Origin of the sequence: Photorhabdus sp. P32, from assembly GCF_038085095.1 — a bacterium.
Lineage (GTDB): Bacteria > Pseudomonadota > Gammaproteobacteria > Enterobacterales > Enterobacteriaceae > Photorhabdus > Photorhabdus luminescens.
The window spans coordinates 13,644-33,636 of the sequence record NZ_JAZGJN010000244.1 but is presented as its reverse complement, the minus strand read 5'-3'; the positions used below and the strand labels follow the sequence as shown (position 1 = coordinate 33,636).

The 19,993-nt window shown below is 41.5% G+C and carries 17 protein-coding genes, 1 tRNA gene and 1 pseudogene; 7 read left to right on the top strand and 12 right to left on the bottom strand.

The window, feature by feature from the left end; translation table 11 throughout:
• Positions 1 to 779: 779 nt before the first annotated feature.
• The 3 genes and pseudogenes from V2H77_RS08580 to V2H77_RS08570 all read right to left on the bottom strand — a co-directional run bounded on the left by V2H77_RS08580 (position 780) and on the right by V2H77_RS08570 (position 2,462).
• The gene (locus V2H77_RS08580) at positions 780 to 1,373 is read right to left on the bottom strand and encodes a hypothetical protein (protein WP_341498463.1); all 594 of its coding nucleotides are present in this window, start codon (positions 1,371 to 1,373) and stop codon (positions 780 to 782) included.
• A 414-nt stretch (positions 1,374 to 1,787) separates the two neighbouring features.
• Positions 1,788 to 2,168, bottom strand: a pseudogene (locus tag V2H77_RS08575) (virulence RhuM family protein); the annotation flags it as partial.
• 199 nt (positions 2,169 to 2,367) lie between these two features.
• Positions 2,368 to 2,462, bottom strand: a tRNA-Sec gene (locus tag V2H77_RS08570).
• Positions 2,463 to 2,701: 239 nt separating this feature from the next.
• On the opposite strand from V2H77_RS08570, the gene prlC reads away from it, so the two are divergent.
• The gene (gene prlC, locus V2H77_RS08565) at positions 2,702 to 4,744 is read left to right on the top strand and encodes an oligopeptidase A (protein WP_341498462.1); all 2,043 of its coding nucleotides are present in this window, start codon (positions 2,702 to 2,704) and stop codon (positions 4,742 to 4,744) included.
• A gap of 6 nt (positions 4,745 to 4,750) precedes the next feature.
• Entirely contained in the window at positions 4,751 to 5,494 is a 744-nt protein-coding gene (gene rsmJ / locus V2H77_RS08560) for a 16S rRNA (guanine(1516)-N(2))-methyltransferase RsmJ (RefSeq protein WP_341498461.1), read from the top strand.
• Positions 5,495 to 5,531: 37 nt separating this feature from the next.
• Here rsmJ and gdhA read toward each other — a convergent pair whose 3' ends face one another.
• Together gdhA and uspA are read right to left on the bottom strand one after the other, a co-directional pair.
• Positions 5,532 to 6,875 (bottom strand): NADP-specific glutamate dehydrogenase, encoded by a 1,344-nt coding sequence (gene gdhA / locus V2H77_RS08555; RefSeq protein WP_088374772.1) that lies wholly within the window; start codon positions 6,873 to 6,875, stop codon positions 5,532 to 5,534.
• Between the two features lie 260 nt (positions 6,876 to 7,135).
• Positions 7,136 to 7,567, bottom strand: coding sequence for a universal stress protein UspA (uspA, locus tag V2H77_RS08550; protein ID WP_088374773.1), 432 nt, complete (start codon positions 7,565 to 7,567; stop codon positions 7,136 to 7,138).
• 464 nt (positions 7,568 to 8,031) lie between these two features.
• Between uspA and uspB the strand changes: the two genes are divergently transcribed.
• Positions 8,032 to 8,367, top strand: a complete 336-nt coding sequence (gene uspB, locus V2H77_RS08545; RefSeq protein ID WP_036812627.1) for a universal stress protein UspB — start codon at positions 8,032 to 8,034, stop codon at positions 8,365 to 8,367.
• A 54-nt stretch (positions 8,368 to 8,421) separates the two neighbouring features.
• Here the strand turns inward: uspB and pitA are convergent, their stop codons facing one another.
• Positions 8,422 to 9,912 (bottom strand): inorganic phosphate transporter PitA, encoded by a 1,491-nt coding sequence (pitA, locus tag V2H77_RS08540; RefSeq protein ID WP_341498460.1) that lies wholly within the window; start codon positions 9,910 to 9,912, stop codon positions 8,422 to 8,424.
• A 269-nt stretch (positions 9,913 to 10,181) separates the two neighbouring features.
• Between pitA and V2H77_RS08535 the strand changes: the two genes are divergently transcribed.
• The gene (locus V2H77_RS08535) at positions 10,182 to 11,384 is read left to right on the top strand and encodes an NAD(P)/FAD-dependent oxidoreductase (protein ID WP_341498459.1); all 1,203 of its coding nucleotides are present in this window, start codon (positions 10,182 to 10,184) and stop codon (positions 11,382 to 11,384) included.
• Positions 11,385 to 11,542: 158 nt separating this feature from the next.
• On the opposite strand, the gene V2H77_RS08530 is transcribed toward V2H77_RS08535, so the two are convergent.
• From V2H77_RS08530 to V2H77_RS08515, 4 genes are read right to left on the bottom strand one after another with little or no spacing between them, the layout of a single operon-like run.
• Complete coding sequence (locus V2H77_RS08530) at positions 11,543 to 12,754, bottom strand: MFS transporter (RefSeq protein ID WP_341498458.1); 1,212 nt, start codon at positions 12,752 to 12,754, stop codon at positions 11,543 to 11,545.
• 24 nt (positions 12,755 to 12,778) lie between these two features.
• Entirely contained in the window at positions 12,779 to 13,594 is an 816-nt protein-coding gene (locus tag V2H77_RS08525; RefSeq protein WP_341498464.1) for an ATP-grasp domain-containing protein, read from the bottom strand.
• Between the two features lie 10 nt (positions 13,595 to 13,604).
• Positions 13,605 to 13,988: a hypothetical protein gene (locus V2H77_RS08520; RefSeq protein ID WP_341498457.1), complete on the bottom strand. Its 384-nt coding sequence runs from the start codon at positions 13,986 to 13,988 to the stop codon at positions 13,605 to 13,607.
• A complete protein-coding gene (locus tag V2H77_RS08515; protein ID WP_265513056.1) occupies positions 13,981 to 14,193 on the bottom strand; it encodes a hypothetical protein in 213 nt (70 codons plus the stop codon). Before V2H77_RS08515 ends, V2H77_RS08520 begins: the two co-directional genes overlap by 8 nt.
• Before the next feature lie 766 nt (positions 14,194 to 14,959).
• Here V2H77_RS08515 and V2H77_RS08510 point away from each other — a divergent pair.
• A complete protein-coding gene (locus V2H77_RS08510; RefSeq protein ID WP_341498456.1) occupies positions 14,960 to 15,910 on the top strand; it encodes an Abi family protein in 951 nt (316 codons plus the stop codon).
• Between the two features lie 98 nt (positions 15,911 to 16,008).
• Here V2H77_RS08510 and V2H77_RS08505 read toward each other — a convergent pair whose 3' ends face one another.
• Together V2H77_RS08505 and V2H77_RS08500 are read right to left on the bottom strand one after the other, a co-directional pair.
• The gene (locus tag V2H77_RS08505) at positions 16,009 to 16,479 is read right to left on the bottom strand and encodes a hypothetical protein (RefSeq protein WP_341498455.1); all 471 of its coding nucleotides are present in this window, start codon (positions 16,477 to 16,479) and stop codon (positions 16,009 to 16,011) included.
• On the bottom strand, positions 16,479 to 16,976 hold the full coding sequence (locus tag V2H77_RS08500; RefSeq protein WP_341498454.1) for a hypothetical protein: 498 nt from the start codon (positions 16,974 to 16,976) through the stop codon (positions 16,479 to 16,481). The genes V2H77_RS08505 and V2H77_RS08500 overlap by 1 nt, the downstream gene beginning before the upstream one ends.
• Before the next feature lie 556 nt (positions 16,977 to 17,532).
• Between V2H77_RS08500 and V2H77_RS08495 the strand changes: the two genes are divergently transcribed.
• Both V2H77_RS08495 and V2H77_RS08490 read left to right on the top strand, forming a co-directional pair.
• Entirely contained in the window at positions 17,533 to 18,399 is an 867-nt protein-coding gene (locus tag V2H77_RS08495) for an alpha/beta fold hydrolase (RefSeq protein WP_341498453.1), read from the top strand.
• Between the two features lie 23 nt (positions 18,400 to 18,422).
• Positions 18,423 to 19,937: a flavin-containing monooxygenase gene (locus V2H77_RS08490; RefSeq protein ID WP_341498452.1), complete on the top strand. Its 1,515-nt coding sequence runs from the start codon at positions 18,423 to 18,425 to the stop codon at positions 19,935 to 19,937.
• Positions 19,938 to 19,993 lie beyond the last annotated feature (56 nt).

Below are 19,993 nucleotides of genomic sequence, written 5' to 3'. Positions count from 1 at the left end.
ATCGTGACCAATAGCACGTATTTTAAATAAATTGATTTACACTCTCGTTGATAATTATTTTATTTACGTTATCTTAATTTTACCATGTAAAGAAATGACTATGATGATGCTATATCTTCATACATTCTATAAGATTTACCCATAAATTAAAAATGGATTTTCTAATTTCAACACGAGCCGATGAGTCATAAATTTAATGTAATTAATTGATTTTTAATATTTTATATATATCAACAGGTTTTATACACATTCCTATATACAGGATCTCTGGAATAAGCAAGTGTTAACTCTGGAAAAGAATTTTAATCTTTTCTATCAGGATAAATATCACTGAACGTATTACTCACAAACTTACTATTAGCGATCCTATTACAATCATAACCTGTATAAGCACCAACAAATTCTCATTGAGAGTAAAGAGAACTTTTTATTAATATCCTTTAACCACACGAGCACGACGGGAAGATTACTGCCGCTTCGTCCGCCTCAACTTTTATAGATCAAAGGATATCTTTGGCTCCGTTTAGCGATAAGCCCGTATTTACAAGGTTGATCAAAGCTGAAAATAAAATAAGGATATTATTATGACTATTGCTCTCGGGATTAATATCGCTAAATATAGATCCTGCTTTATGGAATCATGATAAGGAAGCAGTTCTTTCAGAGGACCTGAACGGCTAGCACCGCTTTGGATTTGGGATGTGTTGTTAACAGTGTCTTTGTGAGTTCATGGCATCTTACGGACTCGCCCTTAGGTAAGTCCGTATTAAGTTGTTGAATCAATTACTGACACCTATCTGTTTCATAAGCTCGCCCTCGTCCCAGAACAGATACTCTTCATCCATAACGACGCCTTCAAATCCTTTCGCTTTGACTTTGGTCCAGTGCCCAAGCGTTGCCATAGGGAGGTGATACGATTTACCTGTAGGTTTGATAACCTTACCACCACCCAGATCCATAGGTTTCGTAAATGTTCCATCAGTAAATCCCGTTACAGCAGTCCATTCTCCATCATTTGTACCAAACCGCACCGGGTGCTCTGTGATTCGGTTGTCAGGGGCAAATGTCCACATATACTTCAGATCGTCAATGTGCTTTTGAATGCCCTTGGTAGTATGACCATCAGGATAGTGAACAATAATGTCCATTGCATGGCTCTTATGTAGCTCCCACCATCTTTGGTTTGTATAGACATTGAAATCAAGGTCGTCAAAGTTAGCCAGATTCTTTGCCAGAACTGCGGACATACCTTTAACTTTAGGTGCGGGTTGGTTTACTTTTGTGCCGGGCCAATTGTTCTGCACCGCAAACGCAATTGGGCTGGCAGTAAACAGTAAAAGTGTGAATAACGATAACCTCTTGCGACTTTTCATGGTCTTTCCTCTTTGTTAGTACTAAAGGAACTAAAAGATTGTTCTGTAACAAATTAAGTACTGTTGGTCCCCCTTACATTGGATAGATTAAGAATGATAGTTCATCAGTTTGCTTGACCTTGATTAGATGGAGAAGAACCCTCCAAAACAATATGATTTAATCAAGGAGTAAGTAACTAAATTGACTCACACACCGGATAACTATCGTATAGAAAGTCATCAAATCTTCCCGATACTACGCCTAATAGAAAAGCATGTAAATAGTCACATTAAGTAATTATAACGATCAAAAACAAACCAACGCCGATTGGCCGTTTCGATCACAGAGGTCGCATTTGATGATTAATTTATTGATTTAGCGTTGATAATTTGTTTTGGATAAATGAGTAACCCCCATAAGCACCCCCAAATGATTTTGATCAGGTATTCCTGGAGCGTCTGGGTTGCCCACTGGCGAAATTGAGCGCCTCGGGGAGAGCGGACACGGTAACCGACAGCAAGAATGACGGGCAGGCTGTAGTGAAGCATATTGCGGCTTACCCGATGATTTCCTTCCTGTTGAACTTGTAAGTAAGACTTACAGGTTGCATTTTGTTCAAGCTCGCTTTCTTCGTAGATCGCTTTAATGTGTTGTGTAATGGCTTGGGGAGTGACCTGGTAAAGGTTCACAATGGTTGCTTGAGGTAGCCACAATGTCTCTTGCTCAAAGCGGCATTCAACACGCACTTCGCCGTCATCACTGGCAAACATAATAAATTCGCCTGCCGGGGATTGGGTTAAGTGTTTATCTGTCATGCCGCCTCCGCTTTCATCTGACTCACAACGCTGTAATCCGCTTAGTATGCCAGAGATCTATGTTGAAGCTCATTACGCGTATAGTGTTTATTTTGCTGGCAACGGTTAATGTGAGTTGACTACAGTAGAATAATTTTGCTTATTTTATCTGGTGTTACAAGGGATTTGTTGACGCTGGGAGAGTTCACAAGAGGCTAATTGGCGGAAGATCACAGGAGTCGAACCTGCCAGAGACCGCTGGCGGCCTCATCTGGATTTGAAGTCCAGCCGCCCCACCGGGGACGATGATCTTCCATATAAATACAAAGAATTATGAAAAGAAGCTAATCATAGCGCATATTATCTGTCTTCTGAATCCGTTTGCTGAAATCATTCTCAATTTCCTAAAAAGCATTAAATTTTATTGTTCATAAACTCAACATTCGCGTTGAGTTTGTCGAATTTTACCTACATCTTATTAGCCGATACCCATTACGATACAGGGTTGCTCCGCTCAGCAATGTATCCAAACACACATAAAAAGGACGCTTTATATGACTAATCCGTTACTCGTTCCATCAGGTTTACCAAAATTTTCTTCTATTAAACCAGAACATGTTATTCCGGCTGTAAAAGAGGTGATTGCCAATTATCGTCAAACCGTGGAAAAAATCTTGGCTGAAAATACCGTTTTCACCTGGGATAATCTGTGTCAACCACTGGCCGAAGCCGCAGATAAACAGTCTCGTGCATGGTCACCCGTCAATCATCTGAATTCAGTTAAAAACAGCCCAGAACTGCGCGCCGTCTATGAAGAAAGTTTGCCGTTACTGTCCGAATTCAGTACCTGGTTAGGTCAGCATAAGGGATTATATCAAGCCTATAAGTCATTACGTGAAAGCGCGGAGTTTGAGAAGCTCTCTGTGCCTCAACGCAAAGTTGTCGAAAATGCTCTACGTGATTTTAAACTGTCAGGTATTGGTCTGCCTGAAGAGAAGCAGAAACGCTATGGCGAGATCAGTGCACGTTTGTCAGATCTAAGTTCGCAATTCAACAATAATGTGCTTGATGCCACTATGGGCTGGACTAAATTAATTACTGACGTGAAAGATCTGTCTGGTCTGCCTGAAAGCGCAATTGCCGCCGCTAAAGCCCAAGCAGAAGCCAAAGGACAAAAAGGCTGGCTACTGACTCTAGAAGCCCCAAGTTATCAGCCAATTATCACCTATGCAGATAACCGTGAATTGCGTCGGGAAATTTATTACGCCTACAATACCCGCGCATCCGATCAAGGTCCAAATGCAGGTAAATGGGATAACAGCGAAGTGATAGCCGAAACTCTCGCGCTGCGCCATGAACAGGCTCAATTGCTTGGTTTAAAAAATTATGCTGAACAATCCCTTGCAACCAAAATGGCCAAAACCCCTAAGGAAGTGTTGGATTTTCTGAATGATTTGACAAAACGCGCACGTCCACAGGGAAAAGAAGAAGTAGATGAATTAAAAAGCTTTGCTAAATGGCATCATTGCGCCCATAAGCTGGAAGCTTGGGATATGACTTATTATGGCGAAAAACAAAAACAGTACGAATTCTCTATCAATGATGAGCAATTACGTCCTTATTTCCCAGAACAAAAGGCTGTTGAAGGGCTATTCGAAGTTATTCGCCGTATCTATGGTATTACTGTCAAAGAGCGCCATGATGTAGAAACCTGGCATCCGGATGTCCGTTTCTTTGATCTGTATGATGACACCAATGAGCTGCACGGTAGCTTCTATATGGATCTGTACGCACGTGAGAATAAACGTGGCGGCGCCTGGATGGATGAGTGTATCAGCAAAATGCGTCGTTCCAACGGCGAACTGCAAAAGCCTGTCGCTTATCTGAACTGCAACTTCAATAAACCGGTTGGCGATAAACCAGCGCTGTTCACTCACGGCGAAGTCAACACGCTGTTCCACGAGTTTGGTCACTGTCTACACCTGATGCTGACCCAGATTGAAACTGCCGGCGTTTCTGGTACTAATGGTGTACCGTGGGATGCGGTCGAAATGCCAAGCCAGTTCATGGAAAACTGGTGTTGGGAACCAGAAGCACTGGCATTTATCTCTGGTCACTACGAAACTAAAGAGCCTCTACCACAAGCCATGCTAGATAATCTGTTAGCAGCGAAAAACTATCAGGCTGCTATGAAGATCTTGCGTCAGCTTGAGTTTGGTCAGTTCGATTTCCGTCTGCATGTTGAGTATGATCCGAAGAAAGGCGCTCAGACCATGAAGACCTTAAAGGAAGTGAGGAAATTGGTCTCCGTAGTGCCTTCACCTGAATGGGGCCGTTTCCCACATTCATTCACCCACATCTTCTCCGGTGGTTATGCCGCAGGTTACTATAGTTATCTATGGGCTGATGTGTTAGCAGCCGATGCTTACTCTCGCTTTGAGGAAGAAGGCATTTTTAACCGCGAAACCGGGCAATCTTTCCTGGATAACATTTTGTCCCGTGGCGGTTCCGAAGAGCCAATGGAGCTGTTCAAGCGCTTCCGTGGCCGTGAACCAAAACTGGATGCAATGCTGCGCAAGGCCGGTATTAAAGGGTAATTTAAGGTGGGAATCTGTTTAATCTGTGAACAAGGCGCTGATAACAGCGCCTTATCTCAACTAGCGGAGCGCTGGGGGTTGGCGCATGACGAAAACGCTATTATGGCGCTGGTCCTTACCCCTCAACGCCTTGAACTTCGTAAACGGGATGAGCCAAAGCTAGGCGGCATCTATGTCGATTTTGTATCAGGCACAATGGCACATCGTCGCCGTTTTGGCGGCGGACGCGGCGAAGCAGTCGCTAAAGCCGTAGGGATCAAAAAAGATTACCTGCCAACAGTCGTGGATGCTACCGCTGGCCTGGGGCGCGATGCCTTTGTGCTAGCATCACTGGGTTGCCATGTAAGAATGCTGGAACGCCATCCTGTGGTCGCGGCATTACTGGATGACGGGCTGCAACGGGGTTATCAGGATGAAGAAATTGGTAGCTGGTTGCAAGAGCGCATGATACTGCTCCATGCCTCTAGCATCACAGCACTGGCCAATATCACGCCGCCACCCGATGTCGTTTATCTTGATCCTATGTATCCACATAAGCAGAAAAGCGCACTGGTGAAAAAAGAGATGCGAGTGTTCCAATCTCTGGTTGGCGCGGATGAAGACGCCGATAATTTGCTATCCCCTGCACGCGCTTTGGCAAAACGCCGCGTCGTGGTAAAGCGGCCTGATTATGCAGAACCCTTAGCTGGAATTGCCGCATCAGCGGCTATCGCTACAAAAAATCACCGTTTTGATATTTATCCTTGTTAAAAAAATCAGCCGTATATTGCGGCTGATATCTTTTAACCTACAGAATACCTTGAGCAAGCATGGCGTCGGCAACTTTCACAAATCCAGCAATATTCGCTCCCTGAACATAATTGATCTGTTTGCCCTCGCCGCCATATTCAACACAAGCGTGGTGAATATCTAGCATGATGTGATGCAAACGTGCATCCACTTTTTCCGCCTTCCAGCCTAAACGGGCCGCATTCTGTGCCATTTCCAAACCAGACGTCGCCACCCCACCCGCGTTGGCGGCTTTACCCGGCGCGAATAGCACACCAGCTTCAATAAAGGCTTCCGTCGCTGAAATAGTTGCTGGCATATTCGCCCCTTCAGCAACAGCTTTAACGCCATTCTTGATAAGAACCTTAGCCGCATCCAAATCCAGCTCATTCTGGGTGGCACATGGCAAAGCGATATCAACCGGCACAGACCAAGGCTGCAATCCTTTCAAGAAAGTCAGACCGCGCTCTCTGGCATATTCTTCCACACGGCCATAACGTTGGTTTTTTATCTCTTCAAGATGGGCCAGCTTCTCCGGTGTGAAACCTTCCTCATCAATTAAGGTACCGCCGGAATCAGAAGCGGTTACCACTTTCGCTCCCAATGCCATGCATTTTTCAATCGTATATTGCGCGACATTTCCTGCACCAGAAACCGATACGCGCATACCTTCAAACCCCATGCCATGACGTTTCAACATGGCATTGACGAAATAGACCAGACCATAGCCAGTCGCTTCCGGGCGAATCAAGCTACCGCCAAAAGAGAGACCTTTGCCAGTAAATACACAAGCCGTGTTGTTAGAAAGCTTTTTCATCATTCCTGACATAAAAGCCACTTCACGGCCACCCACACCAATATCACCGGCGGGAACATCAGTATCCGGCCCCAAATGGCGGTACAATTCTGTCATTAATGCCTGACAAAAACGCATCACTTCGCCCTGACTTTTTCCTTTAGGATCAAAATCTGAACCGCCTTTACCACCACCCATTGGTAAAGTTGTCAGTGCATTTTTCAAGGTTTGTTCAAAGCCCAGGAATTTCAGAATAGAGAGGTTCACCGATGGATGAAAACGCATACCACCTTTATATGGCCCAATAGCTGAGTTGAACTGCACTCGCCACGCACGGTTTACCTGAACTTTACCCTGATCATCCACCCAACAAACCCGGAACTGGATAACCCTTTCTGGCTCCACCATACGCTCCAGTAGGCTATGTTCACGGTATTTCGGGTTTTGTTCAAGAAACGGCCAAAGAGAGGTGAATACTTCCCGGACAGCCTGGAGATATTCTGGTTGATATTCATCCCTGCGTTGAATCGATCCAAGAAATGAAGACAAAGATAGTAAACAGCTCATTTAGTTATTCCTTATTTCTACTTCGGTTGTGATGGACCTCAGCCATCTTCTAATAATTATTTTTGTCGAAAATGTGAGGTAAGTTGTGTTTGCCCTTTGAATATATCACTGTTCTATATTCATCTTTCAAGAAGTTTTTTCGCAGAAAGGTAAAAAAAATTTCTTGATTGCACCGGACGTAAACCAAATAACACTCCATTTCACCCAAAAAAACGCCTGCATAAGCAGGCGATTTTATCGAATAACTTTTCAATTTGTTGTCATTCATCATCACGCAGAGGAACAATCAGCATATCAACATGAACCGTGTTAATTAACTGACGAGCAGAAGACATCAATTTGCTCCAGAAATCCTGATGATGACCACAAACAACCATATCTATGTCATATTTCTTAATTGCATCAACGAGTACTTGCCCCAGATCACCGCTACCACTCAGGGTCTCCTGAATGTCATAGTCTGAATCTGCGGAGAGAACTTTCAACGCATTGCGGGTTTCGTCAGTAATACGTTGCTGCATATCACCGAGATTAACATCAATCAAACCGGTATAGAGATCGGAATAGTTAACATCAACATGGATCAGGGAAACTTTGGCATTGTACGGTTTAGCCATAGAAACAGCTTTTCTCACCAAAACCTGACTTTCCGGGGATAAATCAACCGCGACAAGAATATGTTTGTAAGCCATAAGCGAACTCCTTCCATAATGCCGAGTTAGTGAGTTGGCAGGGTAAATTGCCACTATCCTGTGTTTATTACTACTGAGAATGTTCTTCAAGTATTGTTTCGATCACAGCTCATCGTATTTAGCGATTGAGCAAAGAACATCCACCAAACAAACAACATATACCACAATTGCTCTTCCTGCCACTTGATGGATAGCAAAATCCTACTCTGAATTTATGGCCTCTCTTGATACCCAATATATTTACGTGAACAACTAACCAATTCTCTGGGATTGCATGGTTGGATAGAACTCACTAGATAAGTGTTTATAACGTTTTTCTGCTAGTTTTGTCCCAACTTACACAGAACAGGTTTTTTGTACTATCTGACTATCTTTCCTACAATAAATATAAAGGTGTCGCCACCTGCAATTTTAATTTTTTCTTTTTTGTGACAGCTCTGGCTAACCATTCTAAGGAGGGGATTATGTTCAGTACAATCGCACTGTTTTGGGCGCTGTGTCTTGTCTGCATTATCAATATGATGCGCTACTTCTCTTCACTACGAGCATTGCTGTCCATTCTTCGTCAGTCTGATCCCTTGCTTTATCAATCAGTAGACGGTAACGGCTTTTTCACTACTCACGGACAACTTAATAAGCAAATACGACTAGTGAACTATATCAATTCACAACGTTACCTTGATCATCACGATCCAGAAGTTGTTCTTCGTTGTGAGAGGTTGAGAAGACAATTTATTTTGACCAGCGCACTGAGCGGATTAGTTGTTATTTGCCTGATTTCTATGTTGATTTGGTATTAAATAAAAAGGCGGTATAGTTAACCCATACCGCCTTCACGTTATCCATTAAGATAATTAAATCAGTTTCAAAGCGAACCAGTAAAGCGTACCGGACAACCCGATTGAAACCGGCAGCGTTAGTATCCAAGCCAGCATGATATTCTGGATAGTTTTACCCTGAACACCACCGCCATCGACCAACATCGTGCCAGCCACCGCAGAAGAAAGCACCTGCGTAGTAGAGACCGGCATGCCGGTATAACTCGCAACACCAATTGAAACAGCAGCAGTCATCTGGGCTGAAACACCCTGCGCGTAGGTCATGCCTTTTTTGCCAATCTTCTCACCAATAGTGACTGCAACACGTTTCCAGCCAACCATCGTTCCCAAAGATAAAGCCAGTGCTACCGCAATGATAATCCAGACAGGCGCATACTCAACGGTGTGTAATAAGTCTTTCCGCAATTTATTCAAGAAACGGGTATCTTCAGCACGGGTTTCCGGCAGTTTAGCCAGAGACTCCGCCGTATCAGCAATACACATCAACATACGACGCATATTGTTACGCTGCTCCGCATTCAGCTCACTATAGCTCTGAATGCCCTTCAATAGGCTTTCTGTCTGATCAAGAACAACGACAGCACGCGTAATATCACAATGGAATCGTCCTGCCGGTTCATCTTCCGCAACAACGGCTGGCGGCGTCAGCTCAATTGCATGGGATAACTCTGAGCCATGTTGCCGATAATATTGTTGCAAGTGAGTAATAGCGTCGTAGGTACGGGCAATGTCATAGCCATTGGCATTCATGTTTACGACAAATCCCGCTGGAGCTACACCAATTAGCACCAGCATAATCAAACCGATACCTTTCTGACCATCATTCGCCCCGTGAGAGAAGCTCACGCCGACCGCAGACAAAATCAGCGCTGTTCGTGTCCAGAAAGGGGGCTTACGCTTACCATCCTTCTTTTCACGTTCAGCAGGAGTCAGATGAATACGCTTACGCTTCTTGGTACTGCTCCAGTAACGGCGCAGCAGAAACACGATTGCCCCGGCGATGAGCAATCCAATTAAAGGAGAGAGGATCAACGACAGGAAAATCTGTATCATCTTCGGCACATTCAACGCATCAACCACAGAAGAACCGGTTACGATGGCATTGGTCAAACCGATACCAATGATAGAACCAATCAAAGTATGAGAACTGGATGCAGGTAAACCGAAATACCAGGTCCCAAGGTTCCAGACAATCGCAGCCAGCAACATGGAAAACACCATAGCAAGGCCATGAGCAGAACTGACATTGAGAAGAAGATCGGTCGGAAGTAAATGCACAATCGCGTAAGCGACACTTAATCCACCAAGAAGAACACCAAAGAAGTTAAATACCCCAGCCATAACGACGGCGAACTGTGCTCGCATAGCACGGGTATAAATAACTGTTGCTACCGCATTCGCGGTATCATGAAAGCCATTAATGGCTTCATAAAATAGCACAAACAGCAGTGCCAGTACTAACATTAGGCTGGTGTGAAAATCCAGGCCAGTAAAAAGATGTAGCATAAACGTTAAGCCAGTTAGTTGGACATGAACGCGGCGCATTATCAGTGACAAATGCTAGCGGGGGAAGTGAAATATGAACTTTTTTTGATTTCATGACAACCAGATAACAATACGAAATAGGAATACTCCTTATATATCATTAAATTACATATCTTTTAAAAAATTGACAATTTTAAGTTATAAGGGATTTTTTCCCCACAAACTTATCAAAAATGCGACATATTAGGGGAAATTTCCCACTAAATTATTTAGTTACAAAGAGAAAAACAGTGGAAAAATTTGATGCAGTGATTATTGGCGCCGGTGCAGCAGGTTTGTTCTGTGCCGCTCAGGCTGGACAGCTCGGTTTACGGATACTGGTTCTGGATAACGGTAAAAAAGCCGGGCGTAAGATTTTGATGTCCGGTGGTGGACGTTGCAACTTCACTAATATGTACACAGAACCATCAGCTTATCTTTCTGCTAATCCCCATTTTTGCAAGTCTGCTTTGGCCCGTTATACACAATGGGATTTTATCGAACTGGTTCAACGTCATGGCATTGCTTACCATGAAAAAACACTGGGACAGCTTTTCTGTGATGATTCTGCCCAACAAATAGTTGATATGTTGCTGAAAGAGTGTGAAGCCGGTCAGGTTACTATTCGTCTGCGTAGCGAAGTTAGCCACGTAGAAAAAAATGAGCAGGGCTTCTTTATTATCGTTAATGGAAAGCAAGTAAGTACACGCTCACTTGTTATTGCTTCCGGTGGATTATCTATGCCGGGCCTTGGAGCAACCCCTTTTGGTTATCGGATAGCTGAACAGTTTGGCTTGAAAGTCTTGCCAACCCGCGCTGCTCTCGTGCCTTTTACTCTGCATAAACCGCTCCTGGAGCAACTTCATGTGCTCTCTGGTGTATCTGTGCCTGCTATTGTTACCGCAGAAAACGGTACTCGGTTCAAAGAAAATATCCTGTTCACTCACCGAGGACTTTCTGGTCCAGCAATTTTACAAATTTCCAGTTACTGGCAATCAGGAGAGTTTGTAAGTATTAACTTACTCCCAGATAGTGATTGGGAAGCCTTTCTGGAGCAAGAGCTGAGTTCTCACCCAAACCAAAGCGTAAAAAATACTTTGGCAAAATTATTACCAAAGCGGCTGACAGAGTGCCTGCAAACGCTCGGTAAAATCCCAGATATGGCTCTTAAGCAACTAAACCCAAATCAGCAAAAACAGTTGGCTGTAGACCTCCAATCATGGCGGATACAACCCAACGGAACGGAAGGCTATCGCACAGCCGAAGTGACGATGGGAGGTATTGATACTCACCAGCTTTCATCCAAAACGATGGAAGCCAATCAGGTAAAAGGACTCTACTTTATTGGCGAGGTGGTAGACGTCACCGGCTGGCTTGGCGGCTATAACTTCCAGTGGGCATGGAGTTCCGCCTGGGCATGTGCTCAGGCGTTGTGCTCTGTGGAGAGACAATAAAGTTTGCCTGTTAAGGAGCAGTTTTTGATGCGCAATTTATTGATATTGTTGTATTCAACCCATCAAAAACTGCAAATTTAGCATAATCTATTTAGTTAGTAGATGAAAAAACAGAACGATCGAATACAACATCAAAATTGAAATTCATATATCCACCATTAATTATTTTTTTTGATTAAAAAAATATAATAAATCAATAGAGTTACCAAGCTAGTTAGGGATAATAATGAAAACAGTAGAGTAGCATTAAATAAATCAAGCATGATCCCTCCGTAAATAGGTGCTAAAGCTGATCCGATACTTGACATATTGGAAGCACCAAAAAAAGCTCCCCTTAAATGATGAGGTGTGAGCCTATCAACTTCGACATTAAACGTAGGTATGGCAATTATTTCCCCAAAACTCAGAATGACAGTTGCGACACAGAGATAATAAACTGTATTAATAGGTGAGAATGCAAAAATAATTTGAGCTATAGCAATTAACATGATACCGATTAATATTTTTATTCTTGGTGTAAAATTCCTTAATAAAACTAAAGTTGGTATTTGCAAAGTGATAATTGTCAATGAGTTGACAATAACTAATAAAGCAATGAAATTGGTAACATTATTGATATTTGATCTAGATAAATATTGAACAAGCGTAGAATCAAAGTTAGCATAAACAAACATAACAAGAACATTACATAATAGAAGCATCACGAATGTTCGGTGAGAAATAATTATGCTCAATGTTTTTGTAAAGCTAATGTCATTGCCGACTTTTTTTATTTCCTCTTCCTTTTTTGAAGATAATAAAAAGACACGCAACATAATACCATAAATAAAATAAACAATGGCTGTAATTAGAAAAGTTTCTTTCTGTGCCGATAGGCCAGAGGCTAATCCAATATAAGGACCAATTGCAGCGCCAACATTGACCAAATAATATCGATAGTATTGTATTGACTCTCTCTCTTTAGGAGAATCAATATAATCGCCAATTAAGGCTTTGCTACACGCTTCTAACAAAGCACGACCAATACTAATTCCGGATATAGCGATTAAATATAAGATAGGTGAAGATGAGAAGGACATCATGATGAATGAAATAATGCTTATCACCACTCCAATAAGCATGATTGTTCTGCGGCAAAAAATATCAGACAAATATCCGGTATAAATACCTGTCACTGAACCTAAGATACTTGACAACGCCAATAATCCGCCAATCCCTGTCGCTGACATATTAAACTGCTGATAAAGGATCATCGCTAAAAAAGGCCAAACCATAAAATAGGCGGCTCTAGTTAACAGTGTCCCCAGTAACATGATAAAAATGGGGGGAGGTAAATGTTTTAATAAAGATAATCTGAATAGAGATGCCATTGGTTCACCAGGATACGTATTGAGTTACTCTGACTCTATTTCGATAATAACACTCTCTTTAAGGTGGCGGCTTTCAAATTCAGCCTGCTCCGCTGTTACACCACACGCAATAGCATATCCTAAGCGCTGAGAGCTATTTTTCAGTAATTCAATATGTTCTCCAACGTTAACATCAAAATGGACAAAGTCATTCTTTGTGTAATTTATCTTTTTAACAATGCCAGAAGGTGCGGTGATATAAGAAATAGCGGCATATTTATTGAACTTCTTACTCAAATCAGGCGAAATATCTAACGAAACTTGGATAACTGCTTTCCACATATCAATACCGGTGGCCATTTCCACTAATTCAGGAATATGATCTCCTCCTAACCTAGCTCCTACTTCAATGACTTTGACGCCATCACTTGTTACTTTAACCTCGGTATGTCCTCCTCCATTATAAATACCTAACGCGAGCAAGGCTTGTGTTACCACTTTTTCTATTTCTATTTTTTGTTGTAATGGTAGATTAGCAGGCAATGTATGCCCTAATTCAACAAAATAACCATTATTTGATACGTATTTCTTAGTAATTGTGATAATATCCACAATACCATTAAAGGAAATAGATTCAATACTGTATTCTTGTCCTTCCAGATATTCTTCTATCAAAAATAAAGAAGATTTTTTTACGCCAAATGGAGGCGTTATTTCACAGACTTCACGGAAATTCCTTTCCAATTCGATGGCGTTATCATTACGTAAAACACCTCGATTTCCGGCCATGTTAATAGGCTTTATAATGTTTGGATACCCAATTTTGGCTGCTTCTATTTTTGCACTGTCAACATTCGAAATTAGAGCGTATTTAGGGATAGGAATATTTTTTTTGCCTAAAAGATTCTCTCATTAGGTGTTTGTTTCTTGCTTTTAATGCACTTTCATATGTTATTCCTTTAAGACCTAATGTTTCTGCTACTTTAGCCGCAAGGGGAACATAGAACTCCATAAATGTAATAACACCCTGGATTTTTTTCTTAGCATTGATATGCTCAGCCATATTTATAACAAGTTCATCGTCATTAGTATCTGCTTCGAAGAATTCATCAATATAGAGTAAATCATTATCAGATACTTTATTATAATACTTCCTTGATCCGATGAATATAATATAAGCGCCCAGCTCTTTCGCTTTTTTTAACCCAATCGAACCGGATGGGTTCTTTTCTATTACTAATAATCTATTAGACATTTTTAACCTCTATCGATCTACTCGAGAGGTTATTCATTAGCTCACGAGAAAAACACCCATTCTTTAACACACCGTTTAATCTTTTATTAGCAAGATCGCTAATTTCATCAAGATAAATATGAATATCTTGGGGCTTTATATCAGTAAAAGGTTCTCTTAATGGTTTATCAGCATGGAAATCATAGACAATCGGTTTATTTATCATTTTTATTTTCCTTGCCTAGGATGTTTGAAATTAAACCTTATCATTTGCATGTTTACTTTCAAGTGTTTTTTGATAGCTAAGAAAAAAGATTTTTGTCACATTAACGGAGAAGTACGACAGAACAAACAGAAGAAATTTTATTAGTAATTAGCTGTTCGAGTAATGTCTATATACCTAATAGATTTCAAGTTGCAGCGCGATGGCAAATGAACGAATCCCCGGGAGCATAGAGAACTATGTGACCGGGGCCAATGAGTGCAGCCAACAAAGAGGCAACTTGAAAGATAACGGGTATAGTTGCTTTTAGGCACACACTGTACTTCATCCAGTATGACACGTTCTTACACGTCGTCAGTCAAAACTTTTCCCTTGGAATTAAAGGCAAACGACTGTAACGAAAAACCAGAGTAATTGGAGGAGTCAATCTAACAATATCAGACGGTAGAGGGGTAAACATCAGTGAATTCTGTATCCAGCACACAGAGAGGATAAGAAACAACAGCGGATTTAAAGCTTACTGTAAAGCCGTATTGGCGAGGAAGCCCCAATCTTGCATTCACAAAACTGGGGCCTAATATCATTCGCTTTATGTCGGGGAACTGAGCACCATGACAAGATGGGAGAAGAACCGTCGACTAGCTACGCTTTGGAAGCTAATTCACAAGTAATAAATTGTCAACATGATTTTAGGTTTATGGTTGGGAATTCTGAACAAAAAATGTAATCATATACATATATTTCCAACTACAACAAACAGTTACTAAAAATGCCTTTTTCTTACGATTACTCAGAACCAGAACGTCTGATAAGCTCAGCACGTTTATCTAGCTATCGAACTTCAATTATTCCCGAAAATGATGCTCAACTTTTTGGAGCATATAGCTGGAATTTAGCTGTTGTCGGTGTATTTTATCCTCTACTTCAATTAATCGAAGTCGCTTTACGCAATGCCATAAGCAACGCCGCAAAGGAAAAAATTATTTGCAATGCAGGACAACATTGGTTTGATTGTATTTCTTACACACAAGATACCAATGATCAGGGACTGCTTGTTAATGCGGAACAAGTAAAAAAGTTCAAAACTAAGATTAAAAATGCAAAAAACTCGGCAAAAAAAGCATTGAAAGAAAAGGGGATAGAAAATCCCACTCCGTCCTTAGATCAGATCATCTCCCACACTGACTTTTCCACTTGGGGATACATATTAGATAAACATTTTTACAATGGTTCCGATAACCGGTTTTTGTGGCCCTCGGGGTTAACCCGTGCCTTCAAGAAGCTACCTCGAACAATCGAAAAGAATCCTATGTTTCATCAACGAGATATCATTCGTCGAAGAGTTGAAGAGATTCGGTCATTCCGCAATCGATTATCACACAACGAGCCTACATGGCGTGTTACTGATATCCAAAAGCGAGAAAATGTAGTCTCTAACCTGTCAGGAAAACTTGATGCCATGATGGAGATGTTATTCTGGTTGTCTCCGAAGTTTCAAAAATATGTTCAAGATGTTGGTATAGAAGCTCGAATTCGACAGATACTAAATATCTCCGAGCTAAATAGGTACATGCATGTTTTTGAGCGCCATAGCATCACTGAAATAGATGATCTTATGAAGCTTACTGAACAAGCCAATTCAGAAAACATTCGGCTATACTTTAGCGTTAATGATTGCGCAGATATTTTGATGCCACACAATACTCACCTACTACAGTAAGCGACACAACAGGATTATGAACACACTTTATTATTCCTGTACATCTACTAGTTCAAAATAGCAATTTAACCACCAAGCATTTATTTAGAGCTCATAACTTAAACTACCTTCCCAATTTTTATCGAAAAAGCATTCATGATTGAGATAACAGTTGCACATAAACTGGGTAGCAGTTGCACAATAAAACCAAGAATAGTTCCGTTGTTTACCGTAGCATGATGACCAGCCATGCCTCCCATAGCAATTTGCATAAAGGCAGAGTTTGTCAGGTAGGCATAAACCAAACCACAAATCCCTGTAACTAACAGAAAGCTTATAAGCATGGCGATCACCGAACCCACCATCTGAGGCAATCTTCCCCTGATTGAATTAATGGTGAGCACGGTCAGGCAACCCGGAGCAAAACCCCATCCCAAGATATACCAAATAGCCATTAATCCCTTCAACGGGATGCTATGCGCCATCTCCAGAATATCCGCGCGCCACAATATAAGATTCAAGCATGCAGCCAACACAGCCAGAAATACGGAAATAGCGAAACTATTGGGCAAAGTTAATTTCTTATTCACTAGAAAACCTTGAGACGAGCAAGGAATCTCGCACCTGTTACAGAGTTAAGAAGGAAGCTACCCAGAATGCCAGCAATGAGTGCAGCTGTGTATCCTTTAATCAGGAATAGCAACGGCATTTCTATTGAACCCCAATAATTCAGTCCCACGTTGTGGTCCAAGCCCCAACATAGTGTTTGGCAAACACTGAATAACAGAGTACTACTCACTGCGGTCATGATATAAGCGCCGGTACCTCCTGGCGTGAAACGTGCGGATACCAAGTAAGTCAGTCCCCCAACGGCAGCCCCCATGCCAATACCGCATAAACCAAGCGCCCACACGAGACGCCATACCAAAGGGCCATTGTCAGGAAATAAAATAAAACTCATTAACAGAAATCCAGCCTCGGCGATAAATCCCAGAGAAATAAATAGCTTAATCGTGCGTATAGCACGTTTCTCACCTTCTGCCACTGCATATTGCTGATCTTGTTCATTCACGATTTGAGTAGACATTTTTCATCTCCTGAACAGATGTGTTAAATATCTGATGACATTATTCAATTTTATCTATCTGAAACAGACTACATATGCTGAATTGTATAAACCGAGTCTAGCGTTATATATAAACTCTTAATCAATAACACCTAAATAATAGATAAAGAAAATTATTTAATAATATAATCACATAAAATAAAGGTGATGTAATCACTATGGTATGAGGATGAAAATCTGTCAATGTGAAATAAGAAATTAATAAAACAACCCAACATATTGGCTTTTTAATATTTTTATGTTCCCCTCATTCATCCTAACAATAAATTTACATATTAATTAATAGGTTGAAACTTATTTTTTCTGCCTGAAATATCACCAAAATACAATAAACAAGTCCCAACATTGAGATTTACAATAATATAAATATTCAAGCACGATATTATTTTAATTTTATAATTTGACAATAACTCTATACTTAGTTATTAATTTAATTAAGAAACTAACAAGATAATTGTTTAATTATCTACATTTGGCTTCTATATAACCCATATATATCAAGAGATATTTAATTACCATGAATAAGTCCGAGCAAAAATTTCATATCAACGAAAATGTCATCAACGTAGATGGAAAAGATGTAAAGTTTTTCACATCTCAACCTCTCGATCCAATTAAGAATAACGCTAAGAGAAATCCTATCGTCTTGGTACATGGCACTGGCGGCAGCACAGAGATACATTTCGGTTATCTCTTTCAACTACTTGCCTCAGAAAATCGAATTATATCCCTGGATTTTTCTCAACCAGTAAAAGCAAACGAAACACTTACCCTTGAGCATCTTGAAAAGCAGGTCGAAGCCGTTATTGAAGCAGCAGCGTTGGGAGAGACTGTCACACTGATAGGTTACTCGTTGGGAGCTGTCGTTACTGCTTCTATTGCCGCTAAGCGTCCGGATCTGGTTCGTAATTTGGTTCTGATCGCAGGATGGGTGGAAACAGATTTACAGTTAGAACGATTTTTATCTGTCTGGCGTCAATTATATGAAATCCAATCACCTGCTATCGCAGACTTTGTGATGTTTTGCGCTTTCAGTTCTCCCAATCATGTAAATATGCTTCCAGATCAGTTCTTCGACAATGTCATGCCAGGGGAATTTGAAGCGTTACAAATGGACCTTAATGGCCGGGTTAATATCACTCAAATTGTTCCTACGATAAAAGCCACAACACTAATTATTGGCTGTACACATGATCACATAACGCCTATCCGCCACAGCAAAGCTCTGTTTGGCGCAATTCAGGATGCACGCTTTATCGAGATAGAATGTGGACATGCGGTCGTTTATGAGCGTCCTTCACAGTTGATGCAGGTTATTGATCAATTCTGCTCACACCCTTCGTTTTATCCAGCTGGAACCATAATCCCTTCCGACCTGCCATAATCCCTTTGTTCCTCTGGAGAACTATGATGAATAGAAGTACACCAGATACAGATATATCACAGGTCACAGATGTAGAGATTATTATTATCGGCGCCGGCTTTGCCGGCCTTGGTATGGGAGCTCAGCTTAAGCGGCGATCTCAGCAAAATTTTCTCATTCTCGAACGTGCAGATGATGTAGGAGGCACCTGGCGAGATAACACTTATCCCGGTGTAGCCTGTGACATACCCTCACATCTTTACTCTTACTCATTTCGCCCTAATCCTGACTGGTCTCATGTTTTTTCACCCGGTCATGAGATATATGCCTATCTTCAAGCTACCGCCAGGGATGAAGGATTATTGCCTCATATTCGTTTTGGGGCTAACGTTGAAAAAGCCTATTGGGATAACCCAAAAGAGCGCTGGATAGTTATCACCGCTAAGGGGGTTTTCAGTGGGCGATTCTTGATAACAGGCACTGGGCATTTAACAGATGAAAATCTGCCACAAATCGAAGGTCTGAGCAGCTTTACCGGTGAAATTTTTCATTCAGCCCGCTGGAAACACCACATATCTCTGCAAGGCAAGCGAGTAGGCATCATCGGATCGGGCGCTTCAGCAACTCAGTTAGTTCCTGAAGTGGCGAAAAGTGTCTCTGAACTCGTTATTTTCCAGCGAAATGCATCCTATATTATTCCACGCCCTGACCGAAGTTATTCTGATATTGAAAAACAGACTTTCCGACGCGATCCAGAGTCTGTTCGCGCAGTTCGTTCAAATATATTCTGGCATTTTGAAGACCTGTATCCAGCTCGCCGTTCTATCCCGCAATATGTTGCAGAATTAAAACGTATAGCCTCAGAGCACCTTAAACAGCAAGTCCCCGATCCAGAGTTACGCGCAAAACTTACTCCGAGTTATGAACCTGGTTGTAAAAGGATTTTGATTGCAAACAGTTATTATCCCGCTCTTCTTCGGGATAACGTTAAACTCGAAACATCAGCCTTAAAACGAGTTGACGGACAAAATGCCATCTCGGTAGCCGGCAACAGTTATCCGCTTGATGTACTTATCTTTTGTACAGGCTTTCAAACCACCCAACCACCTTATGCCCGTCTGGTTCACGGCCGCGATGGTCTTAGTCTTTCAGATCACTGGGCTCAAGGCATGGAAGCTTTTGCATCAACCACAGTAACAGGCTTTCCAAACCTGTTTATTATCAACGGACCAAATGCGACGCTTACTCATAACTCAATTATTTACATGATTGAATCTCAAATAGAGTATATTCTCGGCGCTATTGAATACAGCAGGAAAAATAACAACTACATACTTGAGGTTTCTCCCGAAGCTCAAGATCGTTATATCGCTGAATTACAAAAGCAGATTAATGGTACGGTATGGGTTGGAGATAATTGTACAAGTTGGTACCGCGATTCCCGTAATAAGCGCCTAACACTGGTATGGCCTGATTTTGCTCATTCATTCAGGGAGCGAAACGGCAATTTTGATCCGACTCCCTATACATTTTATACAAAAACCGAAGTGGCTAGTTAATAAACTTTAATTTGAAACGGCAAGGGGTTTATCTCTCAAATTCAAACCTCTTGCCG